This window comes from Algoriphagus algorifonticola (assembly GCF_007655305.1).
Lineage (GTDB): Bacteria > Bacteroidota > Bacteroidia > Cytophagales > Cyclobacteriaceae > Algoriphagus > Algoriphagus algorifonticola.
On sequence record NZ_VLOG01000064.1, the window covers coordinates 72,330 to 90,672 of the forward strand.

Below are 18,343 nucleotides of genomic sequence, written 5' to 3' on the forward strand. Positions count from 1 at the left end.
GGAAAATGGATTTAGGATTTTCGAATTTCGATTTACGACATGCTGAAAATCCTAAATCCTGAGTTCCAAAAGTTCAAACTTGGGTTTTAAGAATTGAAGTCCGGTATTCCTTCGTAAATCATCAATCTTAATTCGTAAATTGATTAATATTCCAAAATTCCCTCTGTAACAAACTGTTCTGCCCCCTCTAAAGTACTGTGCAAAACCATTCTAAAGGTGGTTCCAACTCCTACTTCTGAGCTTTTAACAAAAATTTTACCTCCGTGGTAACTTTCTATGATCCTCTTAGCCAAAGTCAACCCTAAACCCCATCCTCGCTGTCTGGTAGAAAAACCGGGATTAAAAACTTTTCTGAAAAGTCGTTTTTCCATTCCCTTCCCATTGTCTGTAATATCTATAATTACAAATTTATCACTGTCTTGAAGCAGCTCAATAGTGATCGTTCCTTTCCCCTTCATTGCATCAACGGCATTTTTACAGATATTTTCTATCACCCATTCAAAAAGCGGCTTATTCATCATGGCATCCAAATCTCTGGAGTCAGCCTTAATATTTAAATCCACTTTGGTCGAAATTCTTGGCCGGAGATAGGTGATCGTTTCTTCTATAACCTGATACAGGTTTTCCGCCTGAATCATAGGCTTGCTTCCAATACTTGAAAATCGCTCCGTTACCATTCTCAACTTCACGACATCCTTATCCATTTCAGTAATAATCTCCTTATTTTCTTCCCAAACAGGAGAGTTTCTGAGATAATCTATCCAAGCCATCAAAGAGGCAATCGGAGTTCCCAGCTGATGGGCAGTTTCCTTGGTCAGTCCTGCCCAAACCCGATTTTGTTCTGCGATTTTACTTTGGTTAAAAATTGCATAAGCCAGCATTCCAAAAATCAAAATTACGGCAAGTTGCACATAAGGATAATATTTCAAATTGATAAGCAATTCGGAATTGCGATAGTAAACCAGAATATCTGCCTCCCGAAGAAGGATCGGCTCATATTCGGCTTTCATTTTTTCCAATTCATCATCCAAAGTCTTTAGCGTATCCTCTCCATCTGCATTTTTTTTGAATCGAATATTCCGAAACTCAATAGGTTCGCCGCTGGCATCCACCATAATTATGGGGATAGAATAGTTCTGCTGAATGATTTCCTGATTGATAAAAGTAAGATTGTCAGTATTAGAAGCAGCATACTCCAATGCACTGGATAGGAGTTCAATCTGTCTTCTTTCCCGCTCTCTGAGTTCCTCCACCAGTCGGTTCGTGTACCAAATGGATCCGGCTCCAATAATTAAAGAAACGATTACAACCAACCATTTGACTTGTTTTCGGTTTTGATAGAAGTCGATGGATGTAAGATCCTGGAAACGGTTTTTCATGCAATTGAACTTGACCTTTTAGGCTATTAACTCCTTTATCCCATAGATAGTATATCTCAGCTATAGATATTATCAGTTGGCTTCAAGAAGTGGATTTTAGTAAATTTAAGGTATTAAATCTAAGACAAAAACAAAATAAAAATATGAAAACGAATGACATCGGATTGGGCGTAAAAGACAGTATAGCCCTTATAGAAAAGTTAAATTTATTGTTGGCCAATTATCAGATTTACTATCAGAATCTGAGAAACTTTCATTGGAATGTAAGCGGCCCCAATTTCTTTGAACTGCATGCGAAGTTTGAAGAGCTTTATACCACTGCGAATGAAAACGTGGATGAAGTAGCGGAGCGGATTTTAACCTTAGGAGGAAGACCTTTATCCTCTTACGGAGAATACATTGAGAATTCTGAAATCAAGGAAGCTAGGGAAATTCAGGATTCTAAAAGGATGGTGGAAATTGTCCGAGAGAATCTAAATACTTTACTAAAAGTAGAGCGCGAAGTATTGGATTCTGCTTCCGAACAAGGAGATGAGGGTACCGTAACATTGATGAGTGATTACATCACAGCCAAAGAAAAAGTGGTGTGGATGCTCTCTGCATACCTGAAATAAATCCAGAGAGTAATTAGTTTTAATTCAATTGAAAAGCGGAACACTGAGGTAAATATCAGGTTCCGCTTTTCTTTTAATTAGAAGATTTAATCCACTTCCAAAGGGTCTTATAGGAAGGCTTGGTACCATGCATTAAAATACCGATCCTGTAGATTTTTCCAGCAAGCCAAGTGGTAGCTAAAAACCCTAAAATCAACAAGAGCATAGAGAGTCCCAGTTCCCAAAAAGGAACACCGTAGCTGACCCTTCCCATCATCGCTATTGGAGAAGTCAAGGGTATAATAGAAAGCCAAAAAGAAGTGGTACTATTTGGATCTTGCAACACAAATACAAACAAACCCATGTAGGCTACTATCAAAGGAACCGTAACTGGAAGCATGAATTGCTGAGCATCGGAAGGAGCATCCACAGCAGAGCCAATACCTGCAAACAAGGCCCCGTATAATAAATAGCCTCCTAAGAAGTAAAATATAAAACTGGAGATAATACTGATAAAATCTATCCCTGCGATGACTTGCAGTATTTCAGTAAATTCAGAATTATCTGTTTGAATCATATCAGCCTGTGCCAATTCCATCGCTTGCTCTTGAGGCATTTGAAGGCCCAGGATTCCTGTTACCACTGTAGTCAAAGTGCCTATCAAAATAATCCAGATTAAAAGCTGGGTTAAACCCACTCCGGCAATACCAACGATTTTCCCCATCATCAGCTGAAAGGGTTTGAGAGATGAAACCAGTATTTCAACAATCCGGCTGGACTTCTCCTCAATTACCCCTTGCATGATTTGATTTCCATAAATGAAAATAAACATGTAAATCAGAATTCCGGCTAAAAACCCTATCGCGTAATTGACTGTTGCATCGGATACTTTTTCTTCTCCTTTTTGGTTCAGTGTGATAGATTTCAAATCAACTGAAGTACGAATATCTGATAGAATTTGGGGGTCGATTCCTGAATCGTAAAGACGCTGATCCTCAATTTTTTTCTTGAGACTACTCTCTAGATAAGATACCAAACTCATGCTGGGGTTTTCCTCTCCGTAAAAGGTAATGCCCTGAGGATTTTTTAAGTCTATTTTAGGAATGTATAAAAACCCATAACGGTCTCCATTTTGAACCAAAAGCTTTGCCTCCTCAGGACTACTATGAGAAAATGAAAAAGCATATTGTTGAGAGCTTTCCATGAAAAAAAGCTTATTCTCATCCACCACTTCTATAATTCTTAGAGATTGGTTCTCTTTCTCTTCTACCGCAATCCAAACAAAAATCGCCATGATTGCCGGGAAAATCAGTGGTGTAAGCAAAGTGGCCAATAAGAAGGATTTCTTTTTTACCCGAGAAAGGTATTCTCTCTGAATGACTAACCAGATTTTATCCATTTTGAGTTGATTTTACCTGGTGAATAAAAATTTCTTCCATACTGGGAATTACTTCCTGAAAATTGGACACTTGTCCGTAATTCATTAATTCTATCAAGAGTTCATTGGGAGTTTTACCGCTCAAAGGCAGCGTAAAGTGCACGGATTCTCCGTCAGTTTGAACCGCCCACTCAGTAGGAATAGGAAGAGTAGGTTGGTCAATACTAATTCTAAAAACTTCCGGCCTATAGCTGTTTTTTACTTCTTTGATCGTCCCGTCTAAGATTTTGTGCGAACGGTTGATCATAGCAACCTGATCGCAAAGCAACTCTACGGATTCCATCCTATGCGTACTTAAAATAACTGTGGTACCCTGATTTCTCAGTTCTAGAATTTGGTCTTTGATGATTTCAGCATTCACAGGATCAAAGCCTGAGAATGGCTCGTCTAAAATTAATAAGGGAGGGTTATGAATAATCGTAGAGATAAACTGAACTTTTTGAGCCATCCCTTTAGATAGGTCTTCTATCTTTTTATCCTTCCATGTGCTCATTTCCATCTTGGCAAGCCAGTTATGGATTCGCTCTTTGGCTTCTTGTTGGGAAAGCCCCTTGAGTCTGGCAAAATAGAGCATTTGATCCCAGACTTTCATTTTTTTATAAAGCCCACGCTCCTCAGGGAGGTATCCTATAAGGCTGATGTGTTTTGGAGCCAAGGGCTGCCCATCAATCAAAACCTCGCCGGAATCAGCATCTATAATTTGATTGATAATTCGAATCAAGGTAGACTTCCCCGCACCATTGGGGCCCAAGAGTCCAAAAATTACTCCTTTGGGGACTTTTAAATTAATATCTGTAAGAGCTCTATTTAAGCCGTAGGTTTTATTAAGGTTGAGGGTTTCTAGCATTGAAAAGGTTTTATTCTACTGTCAAAGAACCTACACCAACATCAACAATCAATTCTAGTAGGTTGGGGTCATCAGGGTCATACCCTTTAGACACGTAGGTCTCATCTCCCAAAGAACGTAAATATTTTGGGATAGAAGTTCTGCACATAGCAGTTGTTCGGACTTTTATCCGAACTGGGAAGTTTTCAGGGGGAAGCTTAAGTTTCAATGTACCAGCGCCTACTGCTGCAATGACACTTGAGGGCGAGGACATTCCATCGCTAAAATTCAAATTCAAATTGCCATAATTGACCTCAAAAATCATTTTTTTGGCATTGGTGAAATTAGCCGACTGTACATTTACAGTACCCATATTTAAGGTAACCAACAATGTATCCATCCTGACTCTATTAGGATCTTCATTCCCGTAGTGGATTTTCACATCGGCGCTGGCACTCTTAACTTTTAACTGGCTGATAGGCAGCTGTGCCAAGTCAAATTCTGCTTTTCCTACTCCTAATGTAAAGTCTAAGTGATATAGAAAATTAGAGTTTAGACTGATATCCCAGCTATGTCCAAAATCATCATTTCCCGATGAAAAAATTTTCGAGGTAATACTCTTACCAAGGTTATCTGACTCCACATTTTTATGTACGAGAGAAGAATACAAAATATTATCGCTAACCTGATGTGAAAAATAAGGTAGAATATTAGCCTTCTCCAAGTGACCATGGATAGCAATTGGGTCTGAAATTCTGACCCTTTTAAGATGTGTAGAGCTTTTATAACTAGAGAATTCGAATAATACTAAATCGAAGCCTTCTTTTTCAGGAGCACGATACTCCTTAATCAACTGCGCGTTACTTGCACCTACCCCACCTAAGATTACTAGAAAAAGCAGACAGAATTTTCTCAGCATACGGATAGGTTACGACTTGACATAGAAAAGGTTTTTAAAAATATAAAAAAAGCCAGAATTGCTTCTGGCTTTATCAAATTTTAGAAAAACTCTTTCATTTTATCAAAGAAGGATTTGTCTTGTCTTCCTGGATCCGGTTTGAAATTTTCGGAATCTCTCAAGGCTTCCAAAGTCTGTCTTTCTTCTTTAGACAATTGAGTAGGAGTCCACACATTGACCATAATCAACTGATCTCCTTTAGTATAGCCATTAATATCTTTGATTCCTTTTCCTTTCAGTCTCAGCATTTTTCCAGACTGAGTACCCGGATCTATTTTGATTTTCACTTTTCCATCAATGGTTGGAACTTCCACAGAAGCACCCAAGGTAGCATCTAAGAAAGAGATATAAAGATCGTAAATGACGTTATTTCCATCTCTTTGAAGTGTATTATCCTCAACCTCTTCTATCACTATTAAAAGATCGCCGGGGATTCCTCCTGGAATTTCATTTCCCTTTCCGGACATACTTAATTGCATTCCTTCAGCTACTCCTCCAGGGATATTGATAGAAATTACCTCTTCCTTGATGATAAGACCTCTGGAATCTGCTTCAGCAGGTTTTTTATCTACTATTTGGCCACTTCCTCCACAAACACCGCAGGTGCTAGCAGAGACCATCTGACCAAGCATGGTATTTACTACCTTTTTTATCTGTCCAGATCCTTGACAGGTCGAACAAGACTTGAATGTAACGCCAGGGGCAATGACATGCCTTTTAACCTTGATTTTTTTCTCTACACCATTGGCGATTTCCTGAAGGTTAAGCTTCAGTTTTACACGAAGGTTTGTGCCTTTTTTGGTACGTCTACCTCCACCACCTCCACCAAAGAATGAGGAGAAACCTCCCCCGCCTCCAAAAATATCACCAAACTGGGAGAAGATATCTTCCATATTCATACCTCCTCCACCGAAGCCTCCGTTTCCACCAAGGCCCTGATGACCGAATTGATCATAGCGCTGTTTCTTCTCAGGATTGCTCAGAACCTCGTAGGCCTCTGCAGCTTCCTTAAATTTTTCTTCAGCTTCTGGATTATCCGGGTTTTTATCGGGGTGATATTGGATTGCAAGCTTTCTGTAAGCCTTTTTGATCTCGTCAGCTGAGGCGCTTTTGCTTATACCCAATACCTCATAATAGTCTCTTTTTGCCATAATTACGCTCCTGTCACAACTTTGGCAAAGCGAACCACCTTATCTCCTAAGGTATATCCTTTCTCTACCACGTCTATTATCTTACCTTTCATTTCTTCGCTAGGTGCTGGAATCTGAGTAATAGCCTCTTGAGTGTCAGCATCAAAAGGTTGCCCAATCAAATCACCCATTGGTTTTAACCCTTTGTTTTCCAATATTTTCAAAAGCTTATGGAAAATCAACTGATTTCCTTCACGCACTTTTTGAGCATCTTCCTCACTTTCATTTGCTTTGAAGGCCCTTTCAAAATCATCAACTACTGGAATCAAATCTCTAAGCACATCTTCAGAAGCAGTTTTGATCAAGTCCAGGCGTTCTTTAGCATTTCTTTTTCTGAAATTTTCAAAATCTGAATAAAGTCTTAGATACTTGTCTTTTACTTCAGCTAATTCAGATTCAAGTTTCGCTAAAGAATCATCTGCCGTAGAATCAGTTTCTTGATCTTGAGTTACTTCCTTTTCAGGAGTCTCCTCTACTGTCTCTTGAAGATTGTCTTTTACTTCTTCTTCCTTATTTTTCATAAATTATAAATCAATAGCTGGTTTATTCTAACTCATCAATATTATTGCCATAGAGCTCAACCTGACAAAGTGGCACTTATCCTTGTTGGATAGCCTGCCAAATCATATCCTTTAATTTATCCAAGTTGGTTTGGGCTACGGCTGAAATAAAAACAGATGGTATGCCCTCAGGCAATTCATTTTTCATTTCAGTCATCAACTCATCATCCAACATATCTGACTTGGAAATTGCCAGTAATCTCTGCTTATCTAAAAGCTCAGGATTATATTTTTCAAGTTCCCCCAGTAATATTTTGTACTGTTTTTTGATATTATCCGCATCTGCCGGGATAAGGAAAAGAAGGATAGAGTTTCGCTCTATATGTCTCAAAAATCTTATTCCAAGGCCTTTTCCATCAGCTGCACCCTCAATAATTCCGGGTATATCAGCCATCACAAAAGACTTATCATCTCTATATCCCACCACTCCCAAATTTGGCACGAGAGTAGTGAACGGATAATCTCCTATTTCAGGCTTTGCGGCAGAAATTGATGAAAGGAGGGTGGATTTGCCTGCATTAGGAAAACCTACTAAACCAACATCAGCTAATAACTTGAGCTCGAGAATAATCCATTCTTCGATACCTGTTTCTCCTGGTTGAGCAAAGTGAGGTGCCTGATTGGTAGCGGATTTGAAATGATCATTTCCCAAACCTCCTCTTCCGCCTTTGGTGAGGATTACTTCCTGTCCGTCTTCAGTTATTTCAAATCTTTTCTCTCCAGTCTCTGCATCTTTTGCAACTGTCCCTAATGGAACTTCCAAAATGATATCTTTGCCGTCAGCTCCAGTGCGTCTTCCTCCTTCACCCGATTTTCCAGATTCAGCGATAACGTGCTTTTTATATTTCAAGTGAAGCAAAGTCCATAATTGGGCATTCCCTTTTAATATGATATGGCCTCCCCTGCCACCATCTCCGCCATCAGGACCTCCTTTCGGCACATGCTTTTCCCTTCGAAAATGAAGAGATCCTGCACCTCCGGCACCTGATCTGGAACAAAACTTAACGTAATCTATAAAATTGGAATCAGCCATAATTTGCTTTAAATAAAAATGGCTAAGCAATCAGCCTAGCCAAATTTGGAATTGCAAAATTAGCAATTTTAAAGGAATCAGTAACTATCAATCACCTTAGTGATATCTGAGAAGATTTCATCGATAGCACCTACCCCATTGATTTTCTTGAACTTCCCCTGCTTTTCATAATAATCAGCAACTGGAAGAGTTTCGTCAAAGTAAACCTTAATCCTAGTATTTATTTTTGCATCGTCTTGGTCATCCACCCTACCAGAAGTCTTACCCCTTTCTTTAATTCTGGCTTTCAGTACGTCCTCAGGAACATCTAATGCGATCATTCCTGAAATACTCATGTCGTGCTTTTCAAGCATTTCATCAAGTGCACTTGCTTGAGCAGTAGTTCTTGGAAATCCGTCAAAAATAAAACCTTTGGAATTTTTAGTGGAAGCAATTTTTTCTTCTACCATCCCAATTACGACTTCATCAGGCACCAAACGCCCTTCATTCATATATTTTTTTGCCAAGTTTCCCAATTCGGTCCCTTCGCCTAAGTGTTTTCTAAAAAGGTCTCCAGTAGATAGATGCGTCAGTCCGTATTTTTGAATCAGCTTTTCACTTTGAGTGCCTTTCCCAGCTCCTGGAGGGCCAAATAAAACGATATTATACATTCTAATTTTTTTAAATTTGGATCATTTTAACTGATAAATTTCAGGAAGTTCCCTCCCGTATCCATCATAATCCAATCCATAACCAACCACAAATTTATTGGGAATTTCAAAACCCACATAATGAAGCGGGTAATTAAAACGAAAAGCATCTGGTTTAAATAAGAGTGTTGCTATAGAAATCGAGGCAGGATTATGGGTTTTCAGGGTATTTAAAAGGAAATTCATGCTAATTCCTGTATCAACAATATCTTCCACTATCAAAACATTTTTTCCTTCTATAGGATCATTTAATCCCATTACTTCTTTGACTTTTTCTTGAGATTCAGTTCCAGAGTAGGAAGAAATCCTGATAAAACTAGTTAATAGCTTAACGCTTTGAACCTCTCGACATAGGTCTGCAAATATGATGAAAGAGCCGTTCAATACTCCTAACATGATTAGCTCCTGCCCATGAAAATCTTTTGAAATCTGATTACCAAGCTCCCTCAGCCGAAGTTTGATTTCTTCTTCCCTGATGAAAACCTGAAAGTTTTTATCTTTTATTTGAATTTCCATTTTTTAAAGCGACTCCATTAAATATTTATGCATTTCAATCATCGACTGTAGATCTTTCAAAGATACTTTTTCATCTGGAGTATGCACATTTTCTTCTGCAGCGCCCACAAACACCCAGTCAATTGCATAAGGTGAAAATTGAACCTCTCTTCCATCACTTCCTCCATATGCTTCCACTTCCAATTGAAAAGGAATTCCACTTTTTTCAGCAAGAGAAATCACTTTATCTATGAATTTTTTACGAGGTATAAATTTATCTCTGATTGAGATAACAACTCCGTCATGTGGCAAGACACCTTCTGTCACCCAAGTTATATCGGCGATTAAGGCTTGTCTTACAGGTGAAGTTTCTTGAATAAATTTCAATAAAAACGGCATACTTCCACCACCGTGCTCCTCATATGTAGTAAAAACGACCCATCCATCTTGGATTGTCTCACAAACTTGCAATGCGGTGTATAGCCCCAACCTGTTGTCTAAATAGGCAGCCTGAATAAATTCTTCATCAATTCTTACATTTTGAGAGAAAGCTAGTCTAGTACCCCTTTCAATAGCGCGTGGAAAATCATGCAGGGGACTATCTTCATCTCCAATTAACTTACAATGGATTTTGCCTAGAGAGTCTTCGCCTACCATCTCCGTATCCGAAATAAACTCTGGACCTCCCACTGGAATCAGTTGATTTTCATACCGTACCATGAACCCAATGGTATCCATATGTGCAAAAAGAGCTGTACGAGGAGTCCCAAACTTCAGTAAAATACAATCGTGAAATTCTTCACCGAAAAACACTTTAGGCTGAACATTCCAGAATCTTTGCCGTTTATCAATGTATTCTAAGATAAAATTTGCAGTATCTTGCTCATCGCCAGAAACACCGAATTTTTTCAATAAATCGAATAATAATTTCATATTGGCATTAATTATGTAAAGTTTTTGTTGTTATTTGAAAAAAATCGCGAGGATTATTTTATTTGTTAATTGGCATTTAAATAATTCATCTAGATTTGCAGTAAATTAAAAGTTTATAAATTTGTATTCACATCAATCAAACACTTAAAATTTGAACAAAAATTTTTTGTTATGAAAAAACTAATACTCTCAACACTTATGGCAGGAGCCTTGGCTATTGGTGCCAATGCTCAAGATTACGACAAGTGGTCTTTGGAACTTAATGGCGGCTTCAACAAGCCAATGGCTCCATTAGCTCCTCAATTCTTATCACCCACATTAAACATTGGACATGTGGACCTAGGCGTTCGCTACATGTTTAATGAAAAATTTGGAGCGAAACTCGATTATGGTTTCGGATCCATGAGCGAAGCGAACGGTAACAGAGTAAACAGCCTTCAAGCATTTGACACAAACTATTGGAGATTAAACCTTCAAGGTGTGGCCAATATGGGAAGAGTCTTAAACTTTGAATCATTTAGCAGATCATTCGGCCTCTTGTTGCACGGTGGTGCAGGTATGGGTGCTGTGAAGCCACAGAGCAATAGATTTGCTGGAACCAATGATATCGTATACAATTTGATATTCGGATTAACTCCACAATTAAAGTTATCCAAAAATATCGCCTTGGTTGGTGACATTTCTACTATCTTGAATGGTCGTCAGACCGTATCATGGGATGGATCTACTGAAATTCTTCCTGATCTAGAGAACGGTTATTATGGTACTAATGGCACTTGGTGGACTGGTACTATTGGATTGAACTTCTACTTAGGTAAAAGCGAAGAGCACGCTGACTGGTATATTGCAGCTGACAAATACGCTACAAAAGAAGAGCTTGCTTCTCAAATCAACGGAATCAAAGATATGTTGAAAGATTCTGACGGTGATGGAGTTCCTGACTATTTAGATAAAGAACCAAATACTCCTGCCGGAGCAAGAGTTAATTCTGCTGGTACTACTTTAGATTCTGACGGTGACGGTACGCCTGACCACTTGGATAAATGTCCATTCCAGCCAGGACCTGCTTCTACTAACGGATGTCCGGTTGAAGAAGTAAGAGAAGAAGTTGATTATCTGAAGAAGGCTATTAATGATGGTTATGTAAATGTTTACTATGCTTTTGATAGCTTCAAGCCTTTAGGCTACTCTATTAGCGCAGCAAATTATGTAGCTAACTTCTTGAAAAGAAATCCAGGTGTATCTGTAGAAATCAAAGGATATGCTGACGAATTAGGTCCAGAAGATTACAATATGAAGCTTTCTGAAAAAAGAGCGAAAGCAGTTTATGATATTCTAATCGCTGCAGGTATTAATTCTTCAAGACTTTCTTACAAAGGATATGGTGAAGATACTAGCGTAGACAAATCTTCTGCTGATGCTAGACAAATGGCAAGAAGAGCTTCTTTCGAAGTAAAATAATTGTAAATAAAATACAGCAAAAACCTGATCGTAATGGTCAGGTTTTTTTTTGCCTAAATTTAGCCTATTGAACCTGAAAATTTCAATATCTTTGAGACACACCCTTAAAAAAATCCTTAAATAACCATGAAAAAAGTAATTCTAATCTTGGTTTACATGGGTCTAACTTCAATAGGATACGCCCAAAAAGAATTCAACCAATGGAGTATTGAAACTAATATCGGATTCAATAAAGCGATGTCTCCCTTAGCCCCTCCATATCTTACTCCAACTTTAAATGTTGGTCACTTTGATGTAGGAGCAAGGTATATGATCAATGAAAAGTTTGGCATAAAGGGTATCTTTGAAGCAGGTAGTTTTTCCAATTGGGAAGGAAAAAGCCCAGATTTCAAAACTAACTACATGAATCTTGGCCTTGTTGGAGTTGCTAATCTAGGACGGATTTGGAATTTTGAATCCTTCACAAGAAAATTTGGATTTCTCGGGCATTTTGGAACTGGCGTTACCCGTATCAAATATATTACAAGTCCACTACCAATAGTTCCTGAATATAGCCAAGTTATTAAAACTGGAATTACAGGACTATTTAAATTCTCGCAAAACATAGCGCTAAGTGGAAAAATTGAAATGAATTATAATTCAAGACAAGATTTTACTTTTGATGGATCACAGTACAATACTTCACTTCCAGTGACAGTTCCTGAAAACCCTAGGGGACATGCAACTGGTGTATGGTGGGTAGGAACCTTAGGTCTAAACTTCTATTTAGGCTCAAATGAACAACATGCTGATTGGTATATTCAACCTGACCCTTATTTAACAAAAGATGAACTTGCAAGTCAAGTATCAAGTATTAAGGATATGTTGAAAGATTCTGATGGGGACGGAATCCCTGATTATTTAGATAAAGAACCTAATACACCTGCTGATGCTAGGGTAGGAACTGATGGGGTAACCTTAGATTCTGATGGAGACGGCCTTGCTGATCATTTGGATAAATGCCCTTTCTTACCTGGACCCGCTGCAACTTCAGGATGTCCAGTAGAGGAAATAATAAACCAAGAGGACTACTTGAAAAAAGCAATTCAAGACAACTACGTCAATGTCTATTTCGCATTTGATTCCTCAAAACCACTAGCATTTTCTATTTCCTCTATACAATATGTTTCTAACTTCTTGAAAAGAAACCCAGGTTTAAAATTAGAGGTTAGAGGATATGCTGATGAAATTGGGCCTGAAAATTACAATTTGAAACTTTCTGAAAAAAGAGCCCAAGCAGTTCATGCCCTATTAATTAAATCAGGGATAGATGCGGCAAGATTGACCTTTAAAGGATATGGCGAAGATACAAGTGTAGATAAGAATTCGGAAAATGCCCGACAAATGGCAAGAAGAACAAGTTTTGAAATAAAATAATTTGAACGAAATAAAAATCTGAAAACCCGGCCTCCGTCAGCCGGGTTTTTTCTATTAAATTAGCTTCATGTTCATCTTAGCAAATCAGTCGTCTATAGCTAATCAATTCATAGCAGAAATGCGAGATATCCGAGTCCAGCAAGATAGAATGAGATTCAGAGAGAATTTAAAAAGACTTGGAAGCATTTTGGCATATGAGATTTCAAAATCCTTTCCATACGAAGAGAAAGAAATATCAAGTCCACTCGCAAGCTCTAACACATTATTGCCTTCGTCGCAACCTGTCTTGATAGCTGTCTTAAGAGCATCTCTTCCCTTTTATAATGGATTTTTGAGCATATTTGATCAATCTGAAAGTGGATTTATTGGAGCTTTTAGGCAAGAAAATACAAGTGATGAAATCCAGATAAACTTGGGCTACCATGCTAGTCCTTCTTTGGATGGAAAAATCGTCATCTTGGCAGATCCAATGCTTGCAACAGGAAAATCATTTCTTGCATCCATTGAAAAATTATTAGAACACGGAACACCATCTAAAATCCATATTGCTGCTGCATTTGCTGCTCCAGAAGGTATTCAATACTTACAAAATCACCTGAAAATCCCATACCAGTTTTGGATTGGTGTGGTTGATGAAAAATTAAATGCTCAATCTTTTATAGTTCCTGGGCTTGGAGACGCGGGAGATTTGGCATTTGGTCCTAAACTTTAAATAATGATTGCATATTTATTACTAGCTCTAGGTCTAATCATATTATTGGTAGGCGGAAAATTTTTGGTTGACGGAGCATCGGCAATTGCTGTTAAATTGGGAATGAGCAGTGGATTAATTGGACTAACGATCGTAGCTTTTGGCACATCTGCTCCTGAGTTACTAGTAAGTGTTAATGCCGCCTTAAAAGGGAACAGTGATATTTCCATAGGAAATGTGGTGGGGTCAAATATTGCAAATATAGGCTTAGTACTAGGTTTAAGCGGAATATTTTATCCCATTATGATCAAAAGGTCACACCTCCGATTTGATTATTTGGTTACTGTTTTGGTTACTGTTTTATTTTTCATCCTAGGATTAAACGGATTAATTGGCCTTTGGGAAGGAATACTTCTATTTAGTGTTTTTATTCTATTCAACTTTTATCTTTTTAAAAGTTCCAAAGGAGGGATTGCTGATGATAAGGAGGTAGAAGCAGAAATAGAACAGGTAAAAGGTTACAGTTGGCTAATTTCCTTAGTATTTTTTACAGCAGGGATTATTGGGCTTTATTTTGGTTCAGAACTTCTGGTTGAAAATGCAGTTAAAATATCCAGAGAATTCGGAGTTTCAGAAAGAGTAATTGGGGTTTCAATTATTGCTATTGGAACAAGCTTACCGGAACTTATAACCTCAATAATGGCAGCTCTTTCTAAACGTACTGATTTAGCCTTAGGGAATATTCTTGGAAGTAATATCATGAATATTTTATCTATCATTGGAATTACAGCAATCATACAGCCTATTAGAGTTTCTGAAGATTTTCTGGATGTAGATTTTCTTTGGATGATAGGTATTACGCTTCTATTATTTCCTTTAATGAAAACAAAAATGCAAGTTTCAAAAATTGAAGGTTCTATTCTATTTGGAAGCTATTGTCTTTACATGTTTTTCCTGTTATGAGTGAGGCAGTAATAACATTTTTAGGAATTTATTTCCTTAGCTACTTTAAATTTATTGCAGGGCCTGTTTTAGGTTCTGCCGCAGGTTACAGTATTGGGCAAACTATCTTGGTCACTGTAGCAGGAATGATGTCTAGTGTATTTCTGTTCACCATGCTTGGTGAAAAATTCAGGTCCTACCTAGCTTTGCGGTTTTATAAGGATAAGCCCATTTTTTCTAAAAAAAATAGAGCAATTGTAAGGCTTTGGAAAAAATATGGGGAAATAGGGATAGCACTTGCTACCCCATTAATTCTGACTCCAGCAGGTGGAACTTTGATTTTGGTTTCTTTTGGGACTAGGAAAAGGACAATTTATTTTCATATGCTTTGGTCCTCTATCCTATGGGCTACTTTTTTTAGCCTTACTATAGATAGAATTCTTTCAATTCCCTTTTTTCAAAATTTACTCGGGTAATTCTTCATCAGGTAGAATTTCAATATCCTGAATCAATACTCTTTTCGATATCTCCTGACCCGTAAGAGTTGCAGCCAGTCCGCCCATAGCCGTTTCTTTGTACTTACTCTCCATTGAGGCTCCTATTTCCCCCATAGCCTCAACGCATTCATCAACAGGGATTACTGCATTCACATTTGCCAAGCCTATCTGAGCAGAACTGAAAGCAATACTTGCAGCACTGGCATTTCGAACCACACATGGAACTTCAACCAGGCCTGCAACAGGGTCACATACCAAACCCAACATACATTGGATAGTCACTGCAACAGCAGTGAAAACTTGATCTATACTTCCTCCCAAGCAATAAACAATAGCCCCAGAAGCCATCGCTGCCGCTGAACCTGTTTCTGCCTGACACCCACCTACAGCTCCTGCTAGACTTGCTCTTTGCTCTATGATTAATGCAATACCTGCTCCTACTAATAACCCTTTCACTATCTGCTCATCAGAAAGGGAATGAATTTCCTGCAAAGTCACCATAGTACCAGGCAAAATTCCCGACGCCCCTGCTGTAGGAGCCGCTACAACCCTGCCCATACAACTATTTACTTCTTTGGCTGCCAATGCTCTAGAAATAAGCTTTTGAAATTCTGGAGATAATACGGTCAATGGATGATTAAAAACTTTCTTAGCTCCATTTTCAATCATCCCACTGTTGGACTTCATGTCTTTTTCAAGTCCAGTCTTTACAGCATCTTTCATCACAGAATAAGCTTTCAAGAGGCCTGATACAATATCCCCTCTATTAGCTCCTTTCTCTTCACATTCATACTCGATGACAGATTCTTCAAGACTGATATTTTTATTTTGACAATATTCTTTCCATCCTTTAAAATTTTCAAAGAGATAGCACATAGGTTTTGGGTTTATATTATTTAAAAAGGAGACTTTAGAAATTAAAATTGATAGTCTGTATAATCTTCGGGTCTAAACTTAATGCGACAGGGCAGGTTTTTGCTGCATTTTTCAATTTTTGAATCAGGGTAGAATCGCTGATTGGATCCTCCCATTGAAAATCAACTATAATTTCAGCTATTTTTCGGGGATTGGATTGCATTACTTTCGTTACCTCCCAATCTAAACCATCAAGGGTGTGTCCATTATTTTCTGCAACTATTCCCATGATAGTAACCATACAAGATCCTAATGCAGAAGCTACTAAATCTGTAGGAGAAAAAGCTTCGCCTTTTCCATTATTATCAACGGGAGCATCTGTAAGTATGTTCTTACCTGATTGTAAATGCGTTGAAGAGGTTCTTAAATTTCCTAAATATGAACTTTTTATCGTGGGCATAAACTCTTACTTTTAATTTTCAGTTAAATACTTGAGTTCAAAAATAATTTAATATTTCCTACCCACAGTCAATGAGCAATTTTAAAATCCTCTTTTTTATTTGGTTTGTCTTCTTGACTAGCAGTGCTCTGGCACAGCGGGAAGATGCTGGAAACTATGAATATGATAGGGAATTCCTTTTTGGTTTAAATAAAAACACCAACGGAGGATTAATTGGAGGTTTAGTCTTTAAGGTCGGTACCCGGATAGATGATCAACAGTTTTCTTTTCTTTCTGTTGAACTTTCCAATGTTAAAAGCCCAAAAGAAGTACGCTATAATACAGTTCTTGGCAATAGCTACATATTCGGAAAATCGAATTATCTATACTCAATTCGGCCTCAATACGGGCGGGAAATAATTCTTTTCAAAAAGGCACCAAATCAAGGCGTTCAGGTTTCTGCATTAGCAGCCGTAGGCCCATCAATTGGTTTAATTGCCCCGTATTATATAGAATATGCAGTGAATAGACTTGAGACAGTAAGAGAGCAATATAATCCCGAGGTTCATCAAAGTAGATTTAACATACTCGGAACGGGTAGGCTTTTTGAGGGAATTGGTGAATCGGAATTAGCTATTGGGGGTAATTTCAAAGCTGCATTAAACTTTGAATTTGGGGTGTTTAGAAGTAATGTGACAGGAGTGGAACTTGGATATATGTTGGAGGGTTTTACCAGAGAAATACCATTAATACCGACTTCTGAAAACAGGCAAATATTTCAGTCTGCCTACTTCACATTTTATTATGGTTTCAGAAAGTAGGTAAAATTGGGTTTTGAATTGATTACCTGTAATTTTGCCCTCAAATAAATCGAATATGATTGAATTGCCAGTGATATCCGAAGAAGCTACCAAAAGAAAAAAGCCTGATTGGCTTAGGGTTAAGCTTCCTATCGGTAAAGAATATGCAAAAGTCAGAAAACTAGTAGATGAGCATAAACTTCATACCATTTGCGAAAGCGGTAACTGTCCAAATATGGGTGAATGTTGGGGTGCTGGTACTGCTACTTTCATGATTCTTGGAAATGTATGTACTAGATCCTGTTCATTTTGTGCAGTAGCTACCGGAAGGCCGCCTGAATATGATGAAGACGAGCCAAGAAGAGTTGCTGAAGCAATCAAGTTGATGGGAGTAAAACATGCTGTCCTTACCTCTGTGAATAGAGATGAATTGAAAGATCGTGGAGCTGAGATTTGGTATCAGACAGTTGTAAAAACAAAAGAACTTTCACCAGAGACTACCATTGAGACATTGATTCCAGATGTAAAATCTAACTGGGATGCCTTGTATAGAATGATCAGTGCAGGACAAGAGGTGGTCTCCCATAACATGGAAACTGTGGAGTCTTTGTATAGAAGAGTAAGACCTCAGGCAAAATACAATAGATCCCTGGAACAAATAAAGCTTACCAAGGAGTATGGTAAAAGAACCAAGACTGGTATCATGCTAGGCCTTGGAGAGACCAAAGAGGAAGTTTATAAAGCTATGGATGATCTAGTAGCACACGGTTGCGACATCCTAACTCTGGGACAGTATTTACAGCCAACCAAAATGCATATTGAGGTGGCTGAATTTATTCATCCTGATCTATTCGACCATTACCGTGAAGAAGGCCTTAAAAGAGGTTTGAAATATGTTGAATCAGGACCATTAGTAAGATCTTCCTATCATGCTGAAAGGCATGTCAATGTTTAATAAAAATTAAAGAAAGCCGGCTAACAGTCGGCTTTTTTAATGTATATAGTTTTTTAATATTAAAAATTATCACTTGCTATCCTTATCAGATTAATAAGTATTCTGATTATACGCAATCATGCCAGTTGCCATATTTTCTTTGTTTGACCGATTGGAAGACCGATGACCGGAGACCGAAGCTTCCAGATTCTGA

General features: G+C 38.1%; 20 protein-coding genes. 8 read left to right on the plus strand and 12 right to left on the minus strand.

The window, feature by feature from the left end:
- Positions 1-143 precede the first annotated feature (143 nt).
- Positions 144-1,379, minus strand: coding sequence for a sensor histidine kinase (locus FL972_RS17930; RefSeq protein ID WP_144607364.1), 1,236 nt, complete (start codon positions 1,377-1,379; stop codon positions 144-146).
- A gap of 143 nt (positions 1,380-1,522) precedes the next feature.
- Between FL972_RS17930 and FL972_RS17935 the strand changes: the two genes are divergently transcribed.
- Positions 1,523-1,993: a Dps family protein gene (locus FL972_RS17935; RefSeq protein ID WP_091654963.1), complete on the plus strand. Its 471-nt coding sequence runs from the start codon at positions 1,523-1,525 to the stop codon at positions 1,991-1,993.
- A gap of 73 nt (positions 1,994-2,066) precedes the next feature.
- On the opposite strand, the gene FL972_RS17940 is transcribed toward FL972_RS17935, so the two are convergent.
- From FL972_RS17940 to FL972_RS17980, 9 genes are all read right to left on the minus strand, one after another.
- A complete protein-coding gene (locus FL972_RS17940; RefSeq protein WP_144607365.1) occupies positions 2,067-3,371 on the minus strand; it encodes an ABC transporter permease in 1,305 nt (434 codons plus the stop codon).
- Entirely contained in the window at positions 3,364-4,257 is an 894-nt protein-coding gene (locus FL972_RS17945) for an ABC transporter ATP-binding protein (RefSeq protein ID WP_144607366.1), read from the minus strand. Before FL972_RS17945 ends, FL972_RS17940 begins: the two co-directional genes overlap by 8 nt.
- Before the next feature lie 10 nt (positions 4,258-4,267).
- On the minus strand, positions 4,268-5,155 hold the full coding sequence (locus FL972_RS17950) for a hypothetical protein (RefSeq protein WP_144607367.1): 888 nt from the start codon (positions 5,153-5,155) through the stop codon (positions 4,268-4,270).
- Between the two features lie 80 nt (positions 5,156-5,235).
- Positions 5,236-6,345 (minus strand): molecular chaperone DnaJ, encoded by a 1,110-nt coding sequence (gene dnaJ / locus FL972_RS17955; RefSeq protein ID WP_144607368.1) that lies wholly within the window; start codon positions 6,343-6,345, stop codon positions 5,236-5,238.
- Positions 6,346-6,347: 2 nt separating this feature from the next.
- Entirely contained in the window at positions 6,348-6,905 is a 558-nt protein-coding gene (locus FL972_RS17960; RefSeq protein WP_144607369.1) for a nucleotide exchange factor GrpE, read from the minus strand.
- Between the two features lie 76 nt (positions 6,906-6,981).
- Positions 6,982-7,977 carry a GTPase ObgE gene (gene obgE, locus FL972_RS17965; protein ID WP_144607370.1) on the minus strand — a complete coding sequence of 332 codons (996 nt, stop codon included), beginning with the start codon at positions 7,975-7,977 and terminating at the stop codon, positions 6,982-6,984.
- A gap of 77 nt (positions 7,978-8,054) precedes the next feature.
- A complete protein-coding gene (locus FL972_RS17970; protein WP_144607371.1) occupies positions 8,055-8,627 on the minus strand; it encodes an adenylate kinase in 573 nt (190 codons plus the stop codon).
- Positions 8,628-8,648: 21 nt separating this feature from the next.
- Positions 8,649-9,182: a hypoxanthine phosphoribosyltransferase gene (gene hpt / locus FL972_RS17975; protein WP_144607372.1), complete on the minus strand. Its 534-nt coding sequence runs from the start codon at positions 9,180-9,182 to the stop codon at positions 8,649-8,651.
- 3 nt (positions 9,183-9,185) lie between these two features.
- The gene (locus FL972_RS17980) at positions 9,186-10,094 is read right to left on the minus strand and encodes a M20/M25/M40 family metallo-hydrolase (RefSeq protein WP_144607373.1); all 909 of its coding nucleotides are present in this window, start codon (positions 10,092-10,094) and stop codon (positions 9,186-9,188) included.
- A 171-nt stretch (positions 10,095-10,265) separates the two neighbouring features.
- On the opposite strand from FL972_RS17980, the gene FL972_RS17985 reads away from it, so the two are divergent.
- From FL972_RS17985 to FL972_RS18005, 5 genes are all read left to right on the plus strand, one after another.
- The gene (locus tag FL972_RS17985) at positions 10,266-11,555 is read left to right on the plus strand and encodes an OmpA family protein (protein WP_144607374.1); all 1,290 of its coding nucleotides are present in this window, start codon (positions 10,266-10,268) and stop codon (positions 11,553-11,555) included.
- A 126-nt stretch (positions 11,556-11,681) separates the two neighbouring features.
- A complete protein-coding gene (locus tag FL972_RS17990) occupies positions 11,682-12,971 on the plus strand; it encodes an OmpA family protein (protein WP_144607375.1) in 1,290 nt (429 codons plus the stop codon).
- Positions 12,972-13,038: 67 nt separating this feature from the next.
- Entirely contained in the window at positions 13,039-13,683 is a 645-nt protein-coding gene (gene upp, locus FL972_RS17995; protein WP_144607376.1) for a uracil phosphoribosyltransferase, read from the plus strand.
- Positions 13,684-13,686: 3 nt separating this feature from the next.
- A complete protein-coding gene (locus FL972_RS18000) occupies positions 13,687-14,625 on the plus strand; it encodes a calcium/sodium antiporter (protein ID WP_144607377.1) in 939 nt (312 codons plus the stop codon).
- The gene (locus tag FL972_RS18005; RefSeq protein WP_144607378.1) at positions 14,622-15,080 is read left to right on the plus strand and encodes a hypothetical protein; all 459 of its coding nucleotides are present in this window, start codon (positions 14,622-14,624) and stop codon (positions 15,078-15,080) included. The genes FL972_RS18000 and FL972_RS18005 overlap by 4 nt, the downstream gene beginning before the upstream one ends.
- On the opposite strand, the gene sdaAA is transcribed toward FL972_RS18005, so the two are convergent.
- Positions 15,069-15,977, minus strand: a complete 909-nt coding sequence (sdaAA, locus tag FL972_RS18010; RefSeq protein ID WP_144607379.1) for an L-serine ammonia-lyase, iron-sulfur-dependent, subunit alpha — start codon at positions 15,975-15,977, stop codon at positions 15,069-15,071. The two genes, FL972_RS18005 and sdaAA, sit on opposite strands and share 12 nt — an antisense overlap.
- A gap of 34 nt (positions 15,978-16,011) precedes the next feature.
- On the minus strand, positions 16,012-16,416 hold the full coding sequence (locus FL972_RS18015) for an OsmC family protein (protein WP_144607380.1): 405 nt from the start codon (positions 16,414-16,416) through the stop codon (positions 16,012-16,014).
- Positions 16,417-16,487: 71 nt separating this feature from the next.
- Here FL972_RS18015 and FL972_RS18020 point away from each other — a divergent pair, with 71 nt between their 5' ends.
- The gene (locus FL972_RS18020) at positions 16,488-17,216 is read left to right on the plus strand and encodes a hypothetical protein (protein WP_144607381.1); all 729 of its coding nucleotides are present in this window, start codon (positions 16,488-16,490) and stop codon (positions 17,214-17,216) included.
- A gap of 55 nt (positions 17,217-17,271) precedes the next feature.
- Complete coding sequence (gene lipA, locus FL972_RS18025; protein WP_144607382.1) at positions 17,272-18,150, plus strand: lipoyl synthase; 879 nt, start codon at positions 17,272-17,274, stop codon at positions 18,148-18,150.
- Positions 18,151-18,343: the final 193 nt, after the last annotated feature.